18 protein-coding genes and 1 tRNA gene are annotated in these 18,505 nt (G+C 36.1%); all 19 read left to right on the forward strand.

What is annotated here, in order from left to right; all coding sequences use genetic code 11:
- Positions 1-106: 106 nt before the first annotated feature.
- The 19 genes from ACGHIN_RS00005 (at position 107) to ACGHIN_RS00095 (ending at position 18,456) form a co-directional block, all read left to right on the forward strand.
- Entirely contained in the window at positions 107-661 is a 555-nt protein-coding gene (locus ACGHIN_RS00005; RefSeq protein WP_390449962.1) for an exonuclease domain-containing protein, read from the forward strand.
- A gap of 4 nt (positions 662-665) precedes the next feature.
- Positions 666-1,058 carry a hypothetical protein gene (locus ACGHIN_RS00010; RefSeq protein ID WP_390449963.1) on the forward strand — a complete coding sequence of 131 codons (393 nt, stop codon included), beginning with the start codon at positions 666-668 and terminating at the stop codon, positions 1,056-1,058.
- Positions 1,059-1,092: 34 nt separating this feature from the next.
- Entirely contained in the window at positions 1,093-2,616 is a 1,524-nt protein-coding gene (locus ACGHIN_RS00015) for a terminase large subunit domain-containing protein (RefSeq protein WP_390449964.1), read from the forward strand.
- 68 nt (positions 2,617-2,684) lie between these two features.
- On the forward strand, positions 2,685-3,371 hold the full coding sequence (locus ACGHIN_RS00020; RefSeq protein ID WP_390449965.1) for a hypothetical protein: 687 nt from the start codon (positions 2,685-2,687) through the stop codon (positions 3,369-3,371).
- Positions 3,371-4,063, forward strand: coding sequence for a hypothetical protein (locus ACGHIN_RS00025; protein WP_390449966.1), 693 nt, complete (start codon positions 3,371-3,373; stop codon positions 4,061-4,063). The genes ACGHIN_RS00020 and ACGHIN_RS00025 overlap by 1 nt, the downstream gene beginning before the upstream one ends.
- A 204-nt stretch (positions 4,064-4,267) precedes the next feature.
- On the forward strand, positions 4,268-4,456 hold the full coding sequence (locus ACGHIN_RS00030) for a hypothetical protein (RefSeq protein WP_390449967.1): 189 nt from the start codon (positions 4,268-4,270) through the stop codon (positions 4,454-4,456).
- Positions 4,457-4,549: 93 nt separating this feature from the next.
- Positions 4,550-4,620: transfer RNA gene (locus tag ACGHIN_RS00035), tRNA-Cys, on the forward strand.
- Between the two features lie 113 nt (positions 4,621-4,733).
- Entirely contained in the window at positions 4,734-5,174 is a 441-nt protein-coding gene (locus ACGHIN_RS00040) for a hypothetical protein (RefSeq protein ID WP_390449968.1), read from the forward strand.
- A 1-nt stretch (position 5,175) separates the two neighbouring features.
- Positions 5,176-5,682 (forward strand): hypothetical protein, encoded by a 507-nt coding sequence (locus tag ACGHIN_RS00045; protein ID WP_390449969.1) that lies wholly within the window; start codon positions 5,176-5,178, stop codon positions 5,680-5,682.
- A gap of 579 nt (positions 5,683-6,261) precedes the next feature.
- Positions 6,262-6,801 (forward strand): hypothetical protein, encoded by a 540-nt coding sequence (locus tag ACGHIN_RS00050; protein ID WP_390449970.1) that lies wholly within the window; start codon positions 6,262-6,264, stop codon positions 6,799-6,801.
- Positions 6,791-7,060, forward strand: coding sequence for a hypothetical protein (locus ACGHIN_RS00055; RefSeq protein ID WP_390449971.1), 270 nt, complete (start codon positions 6,791-6,793; stop codon positions 7,058-7,060). The genes ACGHIN_RS00050 and ACGHIN_RS00055 overlap by 11 nt, the downstream gene beginning before the upstream one ends.
- A complete protein-coding gene (locus ACGHIN_RS00060) occupies positions 7,057-7,536 on the forward strand; it encodes a hypothetical protein (RefSeq protein WP_390449972.1) in 480 nt (159 codons plus the stop codon). Before ACGHIN_RS00055 ends, ACGHIN_RS00060 begins: the two co-directional genes overlap by 4 nt.
- A gap of 2 nt (positions 7,537-7,538) precedes the next feature.
- Positions 7,539-9,263, forward strand: coding sequence for an Ig-like domain-containing protein (locus ACGHIN_RS00065; RefSeq protein WP_390449973.1), 1,725 nt, complete (start codon positions 7,539-7,541; stop codon positions 9,261-9,263).
- A complete protein-coding gene (locus ACGHIN_RS00070) occupies positions 9,256-9,678 on the forward strand; it encodes a hypothetical protein (RefSeq protein WP_390449974.1) in 423 nt (140 codons plus the stop codon). Before ACGHIN_RS00065 ends, ACGHIN_RS00070 begins: the two co-directional genes overlap by 8 nt.
- Entirely contained in the window at positions 9,666-10,259 is a 594-nt protein-coding gene (locus ACGHIN_RS00075) for a hypothetical protein (RefSeq protein WP_390449975.1), read from the forward strand. Before ACGHIN_RS00070 ends, ACGHIN_RS00075 begins: the two co-directional genes overlap by 13 nt.
- A 26-nt stretch (positions 10,260-10,285) precedes the next feature.
- On the forward strand, positions 10,286-12,628 hold the full coding sequence (locus tag ACGHIN_RS00080; protein WP_390449976.1) for a hypothetical protein: 2,343 nt from the start codon (positions 10,286-10,288) through the stop codon (positions 12,626-12,628).
- Positions 12,629-12,676: 48 nt separating this feature from the next.
- Positions 12,677-17,641, forward strand: a complete 4,965-nt coding sequence (locus ACGHIN_RS00085) for a phage tail tape measure protein (RefSeq protein WP_390449977.1) — start codon at positions 12,677-12,679, stop codon at positions 17,639-17,641.
- Positions 17,638-18,225: a hypothetical protein gene (locus tag ACGHIN_RS00090; RefSeq protein ID WP_390449978.1), complete on the forward strand. Its 588-nt coding sequence runs from the start codon at positions 17,638-17,640 to the stop codon at positions 18,223-18,225. The genes ACGHIN_RS00085 and ACGHIN_RS00090 overlap by 4 nt, the downstream gene beginning before the upstream one ends.
- Before the next feature lie 3 nt (positions 18,226-18,228).
- Positions 18,229-18,456 carry a hypothetical protein gene (locus tag ACGHIN_RS00095; protein ID WP_390449979.1) on the forward strand — a complete coding sequence of 76 codons (228 nt, stop codon included), beginning with the start codon at positions 18,229-18,231 and terminating at the stop codon, positions 18,454-18,456.
- Positions 18,457-18,505: the final 49 nt, after the last annotated feature.

Here is an 18,505-nt window from a genome sequence, read left to right on the forward strand (position 1 = left end):
AACCGGATGTTAGGGTTTTATAGCAAGGATAACGAACAAAAAAAGGCTGAAGCGCAAGTTTCTATTTTTCAGTTACCAGACAATAAACGTTAAAAAAAATATATAAATGGAAAAAATATTGATCCTTGACATTGAAACAACAGGATTCCTTCAAGCAGGTGGAAAAATCGTTGAAATCGGAATTGTAGAACTTGACCTTTCAAATGGTGAAAGAAAAATCATATTTGATGAGGTTACACACGAAAAAGGAATCACCAAAGATGAGGTTGAAAATTCCTGGATTGTTAAGAATTCAAATCTTACTGTTGAAGAAATAAGAACATCAAAGTGTTTGGATGTGTTGAAACCAAGAATTCAAGAAATCCTGCATTCTTATCAACACGGATCCACGGCCTTCAATAATGTTTTTGACTTTGGATTTATGGAAAACCGTGGCTTTGTCTTTCCTAAAAAGTTGGCATGTCCCATGAAAATATCAACCAACATTTGTAAGATACCAAAATCAAGCGGGTTTGGTTACAAGTGGCCAAAAGTTGAAGAAGCCTTTGAATTCTTCTTTGGAAAAACCGGTTACATCGAATCACACCGTGGGGCGGATGATGCATTTCATGAAGCTGCAATTGTATATGAACTTTTTAAAATGGGAAAATTTACAATTTAATGACATGCCAGACTATTATTTCATAGACGCGAAAGCATTACGGGTTGAAAATTTAGTTACATACAATGGCAGCGTATTTAAACTAAAAAAGATTTCAAAATACAAAGTAACTGCAGATAGAGGGAAAGGGGATGTTGAATTTGATATTGGCGATTTATCACCGTTGAAAATCACTGAATATTGGTTGAAAAGATTAAATTTTGAATTTGATGAGTTTGAAAAGCCAAAAATAAAAGTCCCTTCCGAACTTGGATATGCCAAATTTGAATTGAGTGAAAACGGTATTTTCTTAATTGACGGCGATCAATCAACAATTGGCAAAGAATTAAGATTTGTTCATGAGGTGCAAAATTTGTTTTTCGCATTAACTGGTGAAGAAATGAAAATCAGTGAGTAACATTAAGATCATAAGACCACAAGAAGGGTATCAAATGAAAGCCCTTTCATCCCCTGCCGATATTCTTGTTGGTGGGGGTGCTGCCGGTGTAGGTAAGACAACCTGTTTATTGTTGGAACCATTAAGACACATCAATAATCCAAACTTTGGGACTGTTTTCTTTCGTAGGACTTCACCAATGATTAAGGCAGAAGGTGGATTATGGGACGCTTCGCAAAACTTGTATAAATCCATAATTGGAAGTGAACCAAGGGAATCAACATTGGAATGGTTCTTCCAATCAGGTGCAAAATTTAAAATGTCGCACATGGAATATGAGAAAAACAAGTACGATTGGCAAGGTGCAGAAATTCCGCTTATTCTTTTTGATGAGTTGACGCACTTTTCACAGTCAATGTTTTTCTATATGCTTTCAAGGAACCGTTCCATGTGTGGTGTTGATCCTTATGTTCGTGCAACGTGCAACCCAGATCCGGACAGTTGGTTGGCTGATCTGGTGGATTGGTGGATTGAACAAGACGAAAAATCCCCCAATTATGGATATCCGATTCCGGAACGTCAAGGAATGCTGCGATATTTCACAAGGGAAAACGGAAATCTTATTTGGGGTGATTCTGCACAGGAAGTTTATTATAAGTGCAAAGATTCCATTGATGAAATGATTGCGAGATCAAAGGGCATAATCACCGTTAAGGACCTGATTAAATCATTTACCTTCATTGGTGGTTCAATCTATGAAAACGTTGAACTATTGAAGGTGAATCCGGCTTATCTTGGAAACTTAAATGCACTTGATGAAAATGAAAAATTAAGGCTTCTTGGTGGAAACTGGAAGATTTCTTTGAAAGGTGATGATATCTATGATTCAAAAAAATTCAATGATATGTTCACCAATAGTTATGTTCCGGAAGGTGAAATGTTTATTACAACTGACATTGCAATGAAAGGATCTGATAAATTCATCATTTATGTTTGGTCCGGGAAAAGGTTGATTGATTTTCATATCATGGAAAAATCAAAAGGAAATCAAGTCATTGATCTTATCAAAGACAATTCATTCGCACACGCCGTTCCTTATTCAAGTATTGTATTTGACAACGATGGTGTTGGTCAATTTGTTGATGGATTTATTGACGGGGCACGGGAATTTAACAATGGTGCTGCACCATTACCAAATGATGAAACCGGCAAACCTGAAAGTTATAAGAATTTAAAGGCTCAATGTTTTTTTAAATCTGGGGATGCAGTTGCCAGGGGTGAATATTACATCACACCTTATGCAGCTAATAAACGCTATGATGATAAAATGACTTTGAAAGAACGAATGTTGTTTGAAAGGAAAGCAATCAAACGTGGCAGCATTGACAAAGATGGAAAATTGTGCGTTATCAAGAAAGAAGAAATGAAAAATTACCTGAACGGCCAATCCCCCGATGTGATGGATTGCTTCATGATGCGCGAATGGTTTGAATTCAAGGTAAATCAAACTTCAAAAGTAACATCCCATTCATTAAGGGATTATGACAATGGTCTTGAACTGTTGGATTTTTTAAGATAAAATATGTAACATTGTTACATAAATTTTATATATTTACACTTTAAAACCAATCTATTAAACAATTAGTTATGTTAAACCCGGAACAAGTACAAGAAACGATCAACGATGTTCAGGAACTAAAGGATAAAATCCTTGAAAGACATCAACAAGATCCAACCTTTTGTTTAAGAACCGAAAGCGTTTTTAATCAATACATCAACTCACTTTCCTACATTACAGGAACCGTAAATCCGCAAACTGCTTCTTATGGTTTCACCCCTCAACCTTTAAAATCTGTTATCGGTAAACCTATTGGGGAAAAGTCTTCAACAAAATTAAATTTACCCGTTATCAGTAACGATGATATCGAAGCATTCAAAGAAACTGTTCAACTTTTACATGATGGCTTCCTTGATCGTGAAAATGTTCAACTTTTGGATTCATTAAAAGAAATCGAAATCCGTGGTGTTGCAAACATCGCCGGTCTTGATGATTTCCGTGAAGCTGAAATCAATGGGGCTTATATCGAAAAGATCAAGGAAAAGATCAAAGCCAATAAAGACTTGGAAACTGTAAGGGAACAAAAGAAACTTGAACTTCAAGGTGGAGCACCGGTAATTGAACCTGCACCGGCCCCCGTTGTAGATCAAGCACAAAATGAAGGATCTGCACCGGTAACAACACAAGAAGATTCCCCGGCTAATAACACCCCGGATCCTGCAGATAAGACAGCCGGAAAAAACGAAAAGCCTAAAACACAAAACACAAAGAAATAATGGATTTTCATTGGAAAGGAAAAACTTATTCTCTTCCGGTAACTATGAATCAAATCACAGTTCGTCAAAGAATTGAATTTGATGCACAGTATCGGGACCAGATCATTCAACTTCAGGAAAATGTTTTCAGAACGGATGAAGAAGGAAACGAATTGGAAGTTGATGAAATGGATGTTTCATTGCTTAATGTTTCTGTTGCTGCAATGAATCTTTCATATTTCACCGGAATCCCGATGAATGAAATTGATTCTGAAATGTCGGTTGATGATGTGATGAATTTATATTTCTCATGCTTTCATCAACTGTATGAAGAACAAAACAATATTGAATTGCGTGAAGAATACTTGTTCAGGGATGAATTTTGGAAGATAGAACCGCCGGTGCTTAGTCATGAAAGCAAGATCACATTCAATGAATTAATCACTTCCAAGCAGGTTATTAAGCAAATGCAGGAACTTTCAGCCGGTAAATGGGATGCAATCCCAATTCTTGCTGCGATCTATCTTAAAAAAGAAGGTGAAGTGTTTAACGAAAGTTGGCTTACACCTGGTAACGAAAGACTTGAAATGATGTATGATCTACCAATGGATATTGCCCTGGCGATCGCTTTTTTTTTGCAAAGTTCAATGAATATGTATTTGAAAACTTCAGCGTCTTTTCAGGGGGAAAATCCGGAGACGGACCAAATTTAGAAGCACACTTTGAAAAGTGGGGATGGCTTTCTTTCTTGACGTTTGTTGCTGAAAAAGGAACAATCTTTTATAAGAACAACGGAAAGTCTAATTTGGATAATATCAAGGAAACAAAGGCTTATGACATTCTTCTTTGGGCTTCAGAACAAAAGGACCATGAAGAATTTATACAAGAATATTACGAATCTTTAAAAACAACATAGTATGAATACATGCGCATTCGGATCCCCTTCTTATGAAGGTTTATCTTCCAGACATTGTGAATCTGGTAAATCAATCGAAAATCCAAGGAAAACACCTACACAGGGACTTTCTGGAAAAACAAATTTTCATCACAAATTTAAAAGTGGTAAAAAACCACAAGGAAAGTTTACGAGTATGAAAGCTAAATAATTAAAAAGCACTTACCCAGAAAGGAATTTAAAAATTGGTAATAGTTTCATTTAGGTTTCATTCAGCGTAGAAGATCATTGTAAGTGCTAAAATGCCGATTTGTTCGAGTGGTTAGAAGGTAGTCTGCAAAACTACACACGCGGGTTCGATCCCCGCAATCGGTTCGATTAGGATTTTTCTTTTTCATTATGTGTTTTCCCGACTGGCTTATGTCGGTCGGGTTTTTTCAAAAATATGTAACAATGTTAAATATTATTAACCAAATAAATTTTAAAAAATGAATCAACAACAGCAAGATTTTGAAAAATTATTCAAGGAAAGACTTGAATCAGTAAAATTTGAAATTCCAAAAGAGAATGCCGACAATTTAATTCCAATCTGGAAAAAATTGATGGATGTGAGTTCATTATATCACCTGGACTGTGATCTTAAAATTCATGCAAGTATTATGAATGAATTGTCAAAAGATCAGCCGGAATTTAACCTTTTCACCGTTTCATTCCTTCTTAACACACTTACAAGAACATCACCGAAGGAATTGGGAATCACAGCCGGTGAATATCATGTGTATTTATTCTATTCGGATGATCTGTCAAAGAAATGGAATGAATTGGTTTTGCCAATCAGGACTGAACTTATGAATAAGCTGCAAACACAGGCTGCATTACAGCAACCAAAAAATGGCAGAAATGTAATTCCACCATTCAAAGGAAGATAATATGAAGACTGTAAAATTAATTGCCGTAGGAATTAACTTTCAAGTAGCAGAAGCACTTGCAAAACAGTTTGAATTAAAGTGTTTTCATAGGGAATTGGGTTTCAAAATGGATGGTTGGTATGTGACCGATGATGAAATTGTTTTTGATATGAAAGGATATGCAAAGGCAAAAGCGGGAAATTGTCCGGTTACTTCAGAACCATTTACAGCGTTACCAAGGCCAACAATTAAGAAATATCCATTAGGCGGAATTCTTTCAAATGAAAAAGTTGGATTTGCAGAAGATTTCAATGAAGTTGGTGCAAGAATGCTTGAAGCAATTCAATCTGGAATTAAAAAACCTGAAATCGGTTTGATGCCTGAAAAGATTTGGCAGGAACAAAGGTTGAAATCTATCAACGAAGCAATTGAAAGATACAACAAAAATCAACAAATTATTCCTGTTGAATGGATCCGTGAAAGAAACGAATTAATTGAAAAAATCCATGGAAACAAAGCAGCAACTTAATAAAACACAGCTTGGAGCCGGTTGCGTTGTGATCGTAATTATGGCTGCAGTTTGTATTGGCTTAGGGTTTATTATTCATAAATATTGGTTTTGCGGATGTTAAAACCCTTTCACATATTAAAAGGTTGGTTCCGGTCCTACTTCTGGGCTTCAGAAAAAGTTAAAACACTTTCTGAACAAAGGCTTGAAGTGTGCCGGAATTGCCCTTTTGCTGTCGAAAAATCATTTCTAAAATTCAGAGAAAATGAAGCAGTGGAAGAAAAAACGAAAGCCTGTCAATTTTGTGGGTGTCCGGTTATTGAGAAAAGTTTGGTTAAAGAAGAAAAATGTCACTTAAACCTATGGAAGAAATAAAATGCAACGGAAAAACAATTTACTTATCCCAAAGATTGGCAAATACTGCAATGAACTCAATAAAAAGGACAAGTCATAGAAATAGTATCCCGAAACGATCCTATTTCTGCAAAGAATGTCACGGCTGGCACTTAACAAGTAAAAGAAATAAACCAAACATTGAAGAAGGTGAATGAATTAAATCTATATCAACTATTTAAGGACATCATATCCAAATCAAAGGTGATGAGGAGATTTGTTACCGCTCCGAACTTCGGGAATGAACTCAATAAGAATAATGCAGGGGAAATTTTGAATGATATCCTGGAAGGAATTAATGACGGCAAGAAATATCCGATTTGTATCATGTTTCCACCCGTGGAATTACCGGATTTTGACAACAATTGGAGTAAATACAAATGTAGATTGTTATTTCTCACCACTCAACATAATGACATCAACGGAACCCAAAACAGAAATCCCTTCAATAACCTTTCCCGACACACTATTGAACAAACATGGAAAGATATGGGAGTTTGTGCGAAAGACTTCAGGAGGTTTTTAAATGAAGTGATTGCCAAAAATCCAGGGTCCGGAATTAATGAATGCTCTTCTGTAGATGTTATTGAAAGGTATTCAGGTGTTGGCAATGACAAACTTGCAGGCGTGGGGCTGTCTTTTGATATTCATCTTGCTGTTAACTGTAATATGGAAGACTATTCCGAAGCAGACATAAATAATTTTGAAATAAACACAACTGATATACATCCACATCATGAGCATTAAGAAAATAGCCCAACAAATTCCGGATGAAGTAAGAAGCCAGGTTCTTCTTACTGATAAGGACGTAATATCAAATGCGGTTGCAGTATGGGAAAATGAAAACATGCAAACACTTTTGAAGGTTTGGCACACTTTCATAGAGCCGCAAAAGGAGATTACTTCATGTCCTATTTGTTTAGGTAACATACTAACCAATTTCGTTCAAATGAAGCCTATTTTGATCGAATTAGAGAACGATTTTAGAAAACTGGAATCATTATGAAACAAGTGTTTCAAAAAGTAGAGGACCTGTTGTCAACTCAATTAGTCAAACAATTAGCAGATCAGGGACACCGATTGACGGGATCTCTTGAGAATTCTATTATTAATTCTGCAAGGATTATTGAAGGAAAAAACAGGACGGAACTTTTTGGATTTGCTCTTGACTATGCTCAAGATCTTGAGAAAGGAACAAAAAAATTTGGCAGGGACCATGTGCAGGAATTATACAAGTATTTCCTTTTGAGGGGGTTTAATAAGATCCAAGCAATGGAGGCTGCTGTATTAACCAATAGAAAGCACCGTCAGGAAGGAATGCCAACAAAAGCTTCATCCAGGTTTTCAAAAACAGGGGAAAGGAAAAACTTTATTCAAAATACCTGGAAGGAAAACGAACAAAAAATTGATTCATTGATTGACCAGGGAACGGACCAATATTTCAACGAAATATATAATCTACAAAAATCTGAAACCATTTAATTATGCCAATTACAGGAGTAACATATCAGCCGGGGACTTCTTCATTAAATTCTGCTTACAGACCATTTATTTTCAGATGTAAGGCTAAACTACCAAATGCAACCGCCCAAAACTATATTTGTCCGGTTGTTTATTGTGATATATATGTTGAGGGTGTTTATTATAAGACACTTTCCAGAACTCAATTTATTAATGATGAAAATCAAAATCCTGAATATGAATTTGATATTCAAGATGCAGTTCAGGAATTAATGGGTTACAATCTGCCAAAAATGGAAGGTGAAACCATTGAAACGTTTCCTAATACCATAAAAAAGATTTTTGTTAAGTTCAGAAACTCATATTCGGACAGTAATGGTTTCGTGACATCTGAACAACCTGTACCCGTGCAGGGAACTTCAACAACCCCATCCGTTTCCGGAGGTGGTACGCAATCAAATGAAGTGTATGTTTTGAATTCAGCCATTCAGCATGAAGAAAATCAAAATCTTGATGAACTCCTTGCTTCTTATCAAACGGGATTATGGTTTAGCAACGCTTTTCCTTTAACGAAAAGACCAAAGGAATTTAAAATTTGCGCAAATGACAGTTCGCACTTTCCTTTTGTATCAAGCATAAAGCCAGAGAAGATTTGTGTGAAGGCAAAAAAGAAAACGGGTGAAATTATTGATTTATGTAATGATCTTTTGGAGGCATGTCCGAAGCTTATGAATATTCAGTACACAATTACCGAAGATCAAGTAAATAATGTTCAGGTTATAGAATTTACCTGGACTAATCCTCCGAATTTGCCCCCAGTACCTTATGAAGTTAAAATTTACCGAAGATCAACAGGATCAACCGGACCGTGGTCCACTTTGCAATTTACAGCAAATCCAACCCCGATAACCTCTCAAACAATGGTGGTCCCATTTGGGTTTTATGATTTTGTTTTTGAAATTGTAGGAGCCTGCAAAGACCTTAATTTTAATGAACTTCCAATTCTTTATAATGTTGGAATGGTAGAGTTACCAGACAACAACCCACCGAGTGTCAACATTAAATGGCAGGATAATAATGGAACTGAAGTTAGGGTTTGTACTTCAGTTTGTTCAGCTTATACAATACTTGTTGATGCTACGGATCCGGATAATGATATTTCAACGAAAGAAGTATTTGTGAGTAATGACAATGGAACTACCTGGTTAAGTATCATTTCCAATTTAACCGGAAATACATTTTCTACGGGAACATTGTCAACTATTGGGACAAGATTGTTTAAAGTGGTTGTTACTGATTTAAATAACAATACAGCTACTTCAAATAACCTTTCTTACACAAAACAACAAGCAATAAATTCACTTTATAGAAAAGTAATAACAGGAATTTCATGTACAGCTAATGGAGATAGCCCAACCAATTATGATGTTTGGTGTACAGGATCTAATGATTTTGCATTCTCTGATAGTGGCTTAATAAATACTTCTGTTGGATTCATAAGATTAAAAGTTGCAGGGACTTCACCTGAAATTGGGCTTACTAAATCCGGCGGTGGGGTTCTGGTTATCGATGAAGTTATTCCTATTAATACATTGTTAACGGCTTCTTATGCAGCAGCCGGGCAAAATCCGCCTTCTGCTTATCCGTGGGGTTATCCGGCAAATGTTCCACCGGTAATTTACTCTTTTGAATATAGTGCAAACGGAACAACAGGTTGGACCCCTTTTGATCTTTCTATTGATGATTAATGTTAGCAAAATAGAAGTTTTAAAACTGTTGGCGCAAATTGACGATGTCATATTTGTGGGAGGTGCATCTGAATATTTGCAAGGGATCAAAGCAGAATTGAATGATATTGATATTTCAGTGAGTAGTAAAGAGGTTTTGAATGAAATCGGTTATGTACATACTAATTCAGATAATTCTTTTTACGGACTATCCGGAAAGCGTGGATTCATTCCTTTGAAATCTGTTTTGATTGACGTCTTCATAGATGAAAAAAAACCGCAATTCAGGCTTGTTGACAGCTTCAAATGTGAAACGGTAGATTCTATGATTGCATTACAGGAAAACACCTTGAAATTGGGCTTAAAAACACTTTCAGACAAAACAAGAATAAAACTTACAAACAACATAAACAGATTGAAATCATGGCAAGTATAGAATATAATGTTTATTACATCCCGGAAGGCGTTCCCAATATCCAGGAATATTTTCCAACCATAAATTTCAATGAGGTTGAAGAATGGACTGTTTATGTAAAAGATTCAACTGACACAGTTCTTGCAACATCCCGTGTCAACAAATTGGGTTGTTGCTGCCTCGAAGGAAAATCCCGAATTCATTTTATTAATTCTTTGGGGGAAATTGATTCAATCAACTTCATCCGTGTCCTTGAAGAAACAGAAGCCAAATCCGATACATGGGAAAAAAGCCTAAAGTTTCCATTAGATAAAACAAAAGGAGGGGTATACCGTAAAAATATTAAATCAAACGAATCTTATGAGGTTGAAACTAAATGTTACAGTGAATCAGATCAATATTGGTTCAAAGATTTAATTGCCACACCTAAAGCTTGGATTGAAACTTTTCTTCCGAACGGGTTCCAGGAAAGTACCGAAAAACAATTTATTCCTATTGAAATAACTGACATAAAACTTCCAACTAAAAAGAACACTGGAAGGTATGAATATATTGTGAAAATCAAGTTTTCAATGAGTAATGACAATATAACTTTAAGATAATGGCAGGGGATTATTTAAAACTAACAATGGAGAATCAGGAATTGGATATCGACACCAATTCAGATTTTCCGATTGCTATAGATTACCAACTTGAAGATGTTGAAAACTTTCAGGCTAAAAAAAGCAGCGAATCAACTGGGATAAAGCTTCCTGCAACAACGAACAATCAAAAAATCCTTAATACTTTCAATAATACTTCTGTTGAAGATCTCACGCCAAACGAATTCTTCAAAGGTATGAGACGGATCGTTATTGAAGCCAATGGGGATGAAATTTTCATCGGAAAAGCAATTCCGAAAAGAGCATACAGTATTTCCGGAAAGCCAACTTCTTTTGAGATTGATGCATTCGGAAACAATGGGGATTGGATCATTGACATGAAGGAACTCACGTTGTATGAAGTTTTAAAAAAAATTGAACTTACTTTCGATAAAACTACTATAATTAATTCATGGCAATTTGATGGAACTAATGAAGATTTGCCCTATGTTTTTGCGCCTGTGAAATATGCTGATCCTTTGGATCTTGATGTTGGTAACGATAAAAATTATCACATCAAAAATTTCCGTCCGGCAATATCTAAGTTTTTCACCATTTTTTGGGCTTTTCAAATGTTTGGCTACAAAATAAAGAGTGATTTTTTAAATACAGCTTATTACAGAAGACAAGTCATGCCCTGGACCTTTGGGAATTTTCTTTCTTCAGGTGGCAACAAGTATGATATTCATAAGTTTTTGGCTAAAAGTGATGTTGAAAGGAGATTTGAAGATATTGACGATTTTGTTGATTTGAATGTTCTTGATACACCAACCCCGCCGTGTTTTGACAATAACAATACTGTTGCTAATGGTGATTACACTTATTCAAACAAGGAAATGCGTTGGAAATACAACACGCCTCATTATGGACCTTTAGAAGTAACATTTTCTCATAAGATTTTTTATGATTACAAGATAGATCTTTCCTCTATTGTAGAACTCAATGTTTTTTGGTACAAAAAAGACGGGGTTTCCGGTGTGACAACCCAGATGCAGCAAAATCAAATTTTCGACCATCAAGCACCCACTTTTGGCAGTACCGAAGGAAGCAACATGGAAACCGTATATTTTTCAACATTAGTACAACCCAATGACGAAATAATTTGCAAAGTAAAAGTTAGGGTTGATCCAAGTAAAACAGCAACCGTTGCCAGATGTATTCTAAAAGTTGAAGAACATCAGATCGATTACTTTAAAATTCCCATTGGTGGTCAAGTAACCTTTGATTCATATTTGCCATTACAGAAATACAAGTTCCTTGATTTTTTAAGGGGTGAGGTTGACTTGTTTAATTTATCCTTCCAAACGGATCCTGTTAATAAAGTTGTCTTGATTGAGCCAACTCATGAATATTCTGAAACACACGATTTATCACAGAAAAAGAAAGGTTATTTCAATGGTGACTTTATCGACTGGACTGATAAAGAAGATATTTCCAGGGAAAGCCATGTAGAAATTTATAATAGCAACGCCCGGGAATTCGTGTTCAAGTTTAAAGATGATTCCAATGATGGAGCCTTGAAAATTGTTCAGGATCGTTACAAAATAACTCTGGCTAGTGGTAAATACTTGTTTTCTGAAAGATTCAAAGCAGAAAAAAAGGAGTACGAAAACCGGTTTTATTCTCCTACCATGCACTATTTAGTTGACGAATTTTCCGATGTTACTGGTGAAGCACCACAAATGATTTGCCTTGTGCCTGAAAATATTTCCAACACATCAAGTGGAGAATCTCAAAACACTTTTTTACCGAAATCAGCCTATTATAAAGGGGTTATTTCTGGTGTAGGAGGTTGGAGAATGAAAGACCATACCGGACAAATAACCACATATAACACATTCCCGTTCATGTTTGCGGTTAACTACAAGAACGGCGGTGAAAATGATCCCATATTATCGTATTCAGATGAAAAAATCGGAAGCGGATCCGGTGTAGTTGGCAGGGGTTTGATCAAAAGATTCTTCTGGCAAAGGTTGGCAATTATGAATGATGGCAGGCAGCTAAACAATTATGTGATGCTGAATAATAAGGATGTAACCAATTGGTTCCACAGGGAAAGGATTGTTTTTCATGGAGAATTGTTTGAACTTATAAAAATTGATGGTTACAAGGCAATGAAAGGAATTTCCACCGGGTGTTTATTAAGGAAATGGGTTCCGATCACCGAGCGGGAAAGTAAAAACACCTATCCCAGTGAAAAAAGTATTCTTACTGATGCTGTTGAAGTCCTGACAGAACCAATAAGTAATTCAGACAACACAATAATAGACAAGGTTTTTGATACTCAATATAATCGCTTAATGTGTTTGTATACGGATATTCCTAGATAAAAATTTTAAACCAAAATATTGCAATTATTGCAATAAATATTAAATATTATGGCTAACATTACCAAGATTTACGAAATAAAACTTCAGGGACAAGGAGTTCTCCTTGAAGAAATGAAAAAGGTAAACAAGGAATTTGATGATTCCAGGAAAAAATGGAAGGAACTAAAAGACCTTATTTCAAAAGGGGGGCTTTCTTCTGCTGAAATGGCAAAATATAAGGAAGAAATGAATCAAGCGAAATTGGAGACTGAACGCTTGAGACAAGAGACCATAAGATTAAGGAATGAAAGTCTTGCATTAGGTAATGCCAACAAACAACAGGCTAATGATCAGAGAAAAGCCCGTGAAGAAGCCCGCCAAACAGCCGGGGAATATAAGCAATTATCCCGTGAACTTACCGAATTGCGAAACAAAGCAAAAGACACTGCTGTTAAATTTGGAACGGATTCAGGCGAATTCAAAAGGGCGCAAAATGAAGTTAATTTATTGGACCGCCGTTTAAAGGATATTGATGCACGTTTGGGACAATATCAACGAAATGTTGGTAATTATCCTGGGAATAATATGCTTCAAGGTCTTAATAAAAACACAATTCAATCTTTAAGCGGGGCGGGGCTTGGAAGTGTGATTGCATCCCAGATCAATGAAGCCAAAAACAAAGTTCGTGAACTTGATGTTGATCTTGAAGGATTAAAAAGAAGATTGAATACTGTTAGAACTTCCGGAACCGGGGATCTTGAAGCCATTCAAAGGGAGATTATTGAAAACAGGAATGCAGCTTCACAATTTACCCGTGAAATTGATCGTATTCAAACTGAATTGCGAAATACTGGAACAATCGGCGGTCAAGTCACCAACAATCTAAAAAACTATTTCCGAAATCTGAAAGGAGAAATCACCGGCTTTATGGTTGGTTTCTTCTCCTTTCAAACTGCTATGGCTAAAGGTCAAGAACTGATTGATAACACATATCAGTTAGCAGATGGGGTCTCAAGCATGGAAGTAGAATTGGAAAAGGCTGCGGGTGGTGCGCAAAAGTTAGTTGATAAACTTGCTGAACTTGATACCAGGACCAAACTTCCGGAATTGGTCAATATCGGAAACATAGCAATCAAAGCCGGGGTTGATGAATCAGAACTTGTTGGGGTTGTTTCTGGAATCGACAAAATTAAAACTGCATTCGGTAAAGATTTCGGCGATGTTGAAGAAGGCACGGAAAGCCTTGTTAAATTGATCAACGTTTTTGAAAACGGAAATGTTACGGAACAACAAATGCTGAAAACCGGGAACGCCGTTAGAACATTGGCAAATGAATCCGTTGCATCCGTTCCATTCTTAAATGATTTCGCTAAAAGGATGGCAGGTCTGAAGGGGATTTCAGACATAACCCTTCCTTCTGTTTTGGGATTAGCTTCCGGATTTGAACAATATGGTCAAAGTGCAGAAGTCTCATCCACTGCATTAGTGCGTATCATTCCCAAAATCGCAAGCGATACGGAAAAGTTTTCAAAGTTTGCTAAAATGACACAAAAGGACTTTTCAGACCTGATCAATTCAAATCCGGCTGAAGCCCTTATTCGTGTGGCTGAAGGAATCACAAAAGACAAAGTAAGTATTGAAGAATTGATTCAATCATTGGGCGATTCTGAACTTGCTAAAAAAGGAGGTGCGGGGATCGTTTCAGCATTAGGGGTATTGGGTAAAAATTCCGAAACCTTCAGAAAAAGCATCAAGAGTGCAGGAGAAGCGTATCAAGATACTTCCAATATAACTACAGCATTTGAAAGAAAGAATCAGAATTTATCTGCAAGTATGGATAAATTAAAGAAAAATTTCGTTGATGCTGCAAACAATCAAAATTTTCAAAACTTCCTTAAAGGTTCAATTGCACTCATTGGAATTTTAACTTCTGTAATTTCCGGGATCCCTTTATGGGCTTGGTATACCATTATTGGATTGCTAACATTGGCATATTATGAGAATATAAAGGCATTAGCAATTTCAATTTCTCAATCAATTGTATATGCTGCAAGGACCATAATCGGAAATGCATTGATTACGGCCTCTAATCTACTATTAAGGGCGCAAACTATAGCGTTATTGGCAACAAATACTGCTTGGAGAATTTTAAATGCTACTGTTTTATTCTTTTCAACGATAATTCCAGGTTTAAGAACCGCCTGGATTTCCTTAAATCTTACAATTCTGGCAACCCCAGTTGGTTGGATCATTGGCGGTTTGGCTGCAATTGGTGGGGCTATGGTATTAATGAGTTCTAGGGCTGAATCGAGTGCAGAAAGCTTGAAAAAACAAGGTAATGCAATCAAGCAATCAGCAACGGAAATGAAATTAAATGCTGAAATCACTAAAAAATCTACCGAAGCAACTGTTGACACGATTTCAAAAGTTGAAATTCTCACCCGTATTCTTAAAGACAATTCCGTTGCTTATGATACTAAGAAAAAAGCTATTCAGGAATTAATCAATTTGAATCCTAAACTTTTAAGTGCCTTAACATTAGAGAATATTAAGACGGCAGAAGGAACAAGAATTCTTGAAGAATACAGAAAGAAAATCCTTGAAGTTGCCCGGGCAAAAGCTGTTCAATCTCTTGTTGAAGAAAAGCAGAAAAGGCTTACCGAACTTGAAATGCAGGCGATTAATGACGCAAATAATAAGCTTGAAGCCGATAAGTATAAAAACGATGTTTTTGACAAACGTTCCTGGGGGGAATTCGCCCGTGGTGTGGGTGGTTTGGTTGGAATCGGTCCGGGTGATGCTGAAGATGTTTATAATAATAACTTAAAAGAAAGGATTTCACTCCAAAAAGAACTTAACGTTCTCACCAAAGAGCAGGTTCAAAATGTTGTTTCCGGAAAATCAACAGATTTCACAGGCGGTGGCGGTTCGGTATCTTCCAGAACTTTGGCGGCTTTGCGTGAAGAAATCCAGGCATTAACCGAAGAATTCAACCAAGCAGAAATTGGATCGAAACGTTATTATGAACTTCAAAAAGAGATTAAAAGCAAACAGGATTACCTTGATTCTCTTACGAAAACTGATAAACGAATTGATAAAGGTTCCCGTCTTACAGGAACTCAAAAAGATTATTTAAAGGATCTTGAAGCTAATAGGAATGATCAGTTGGCTATCATTGAAAAATCATTTGTTAAAGGTGAGATTTTAGAAGAAGAGTATATCAGAAAAAGCCTAGCCGTTAATGTATCTTATTTTGATAAAAAAATTGCCTACCTGAAGAAAGGGAATGCAGAAGAAAGAAAACAAGAATCTCAAGCCCAATTGGATAAAATTAAGGCGTACAGGGATGCGAATGATAAGCTGTATGCATTAAACAAAAAAAGGCTTGATGATGAATTGAAAAATGAAGAAGATTCCATTCAAAGGAAACGCGATCTGGTTTTAAATTCTCCATACTCAACGGGATTGGAAAAGTTGAATGCTGAAAAAAAATATTATGAAGAAAGCACAACAGCACAAATTTCCTACAACCAAAAAATGTTGGATCTACAAATTCAATATTCAAAAAATTCTGTTGAAGAAGTTAACGCTTTAATGAGACAACTCAAGGAAAAACTGGATGCTGAAAACAGAAACAAACTTGAATACACAATATATGTCAGAGTTGAAACATTCAATATTATCGACAAGGAATCAGAGAATTTGAAGAATATTAATTCAATTCAGGCTGCTTCAGATTCTAAACTTGTACTTCAGAATAAAGAGTTAAGCAACATTCAAAGAAAAATAGAACTTCAGAAAATTTCTGCCAGATTAGAGTTGCAAAATATTAATATAGAACTCGGTAATCTAAATGCTAAACTTAGATTTATGGATGCTGAAATCATGGCGGGGAAAGAATTAACTGAACAAGATTGGGAAAGATGGAATCTTTTAAGAAAACAAAAGGAGGAACTAGAGTTTCAAAAAGCACAAGCCGAAAACAATGTTGCGGTTTCAGGTGCAGCGGTTCCGGTCGGCGCCCCTGGATCCGGTGTTTCCGGTCTTGCTTCTTCTTTGGCAAACAGCTTAAAAGATGGAAACGGACAATTCCTTTTGGGTGGTAAGGATGTTTCTGAACAATTAGGATATGCCATTGCTCAATCTTTCGATATCGCTCAACAGGCTATGAATAGTTATTTCGACATGGAACGTCAAAGAGTTGAAGAAAGCAAACGATTGGCCTATGAAAGAATTGATTTGGAAGCAAAACAACTTGAAAGATTTGCACAGTCTTCAGCTGAACGAGAAAGTATCGAAAGACAAACAGCAGAAAAAAAGAAAAAAGCCGATAAGGAAGCAGGTGAAAGGCTTAAAAAAATTAAAAAGTCCGAAGCTAGAATTGCCTTCTTGTTAGAATTAGGGAATATTTGGTCAACCGCTATGCAATTGGGACCGATTGCCGGTCCTATTATGGGGGCGGTTTTATCAACTATTGCAACCGTGCGATTTGCTGCAACAATGGCAAACATTGATAAAGTTAAGTATAAAAGAGGGGGTAAATTTTTAGGAAGAGGGGGAAAACTAACTGGTCCTTCACACACAGAAGGGGGAATGCCTGTTTATGATCCAAATACAGGTAACAAAGTTGCTGAAATGGAAGGTATGGAAGGAATTATCAATGCTGATTCCATGAAAGATAAAAACACATATACCGTTTCCGGAACCCCTTCGCAAATTGCATCAAAAATAAATTCAATTAGCGGTGGTGTTGATTGGGATGGAGGCGCTACCATGAAGAAATTCATGAAAGGCGGAACATATCTTGGAAGCAACTTGCAACCACCGGTCTTCCGAAGCTATTACGAAAATCCAAGCTATTCCCAATCCGGAAGTGAAGGAAACAACGAACGTATGGAAAGAATTGAAAGAAGCATTGAAGAAATTGCAGCTATTCAGAAAAGGGAATCCATGAAAAAGGTTTATTTACCGCAACGTGATATTGATAATGCACAAAAAGAAAACAAACAAAGATCAGAAATTGGAACACTATGACATTTGAAGAATTAAAATTTGAAATACTTGACCGCCAAAGAAAAAAAGAAATAAGCAAGCTTTTTCACCTTTACGTTAAGGCTGAAACCTATCGTGATATTTTGGCAATTGTAAAATCTGAAGGAAACTTCCGTTGGATTTTAAAAAATGGATTCCGAGACCTCATACAATATTTCCCGGTTGAAGATCTGGAAATTGAGGGCTTTTACGATCGAGAAGTTGAATTGTCTGATATGTCAACAGATATAATCATTCTTTCTAATGGAATTTTAAATTTAAGCCAAACCGGAAATAAACGATGTAGGGTTATTTGTGATGGTGGGAGGCTAAATATTACCCAAAATGATTTTTCAATGGTGGAAATAGAATGTTATGAAAGATCTCTTGTTTACATGACAGCAAATTCTTATTCGTATGGCTATATTACCACAAGGGATCAATCCAGCGTATCAATAACCGGGAATGATAATACAACTTTTGTGTTGTATGGATTCGGAAATTCATATTCATCTGCTGAATTACAACCCAATTCATACGTTAATTACAAACTTGAAGATCAAGCCAGATTTAATTTTATAATATAAATTATGAGTGAAAAAGACACTAAACCAAAATTGAATTTTCAGGATAAACATGAAGCCCTTGATATGGCAATAAAAGATTTTGATCAGTTTTGCAGATATGCAGGTATTGACACCACTCAATTAAAAGTCTGCATTGAAAGAAACAAAGGGTTAACAATGGGACAGATCTCCCAAAAACTTAATGTTCCAAAATCAACAGTGAGAAATATTTGTGAACGCTGTTTTGATTAAAAAGTCGTGCCTTATTTTGGCACGAATTTATTGCAATTATTGAAATAAA

Source organism: Chryseobacterium barbadense, from assembly GCF_042849955.1.
Taxonomy (GTDB): domain Bacteria; phylum Bacteroidota; class Bacteroidia; order Flavobacteriales; family Weeksellaceae; genus Chryseobacterium.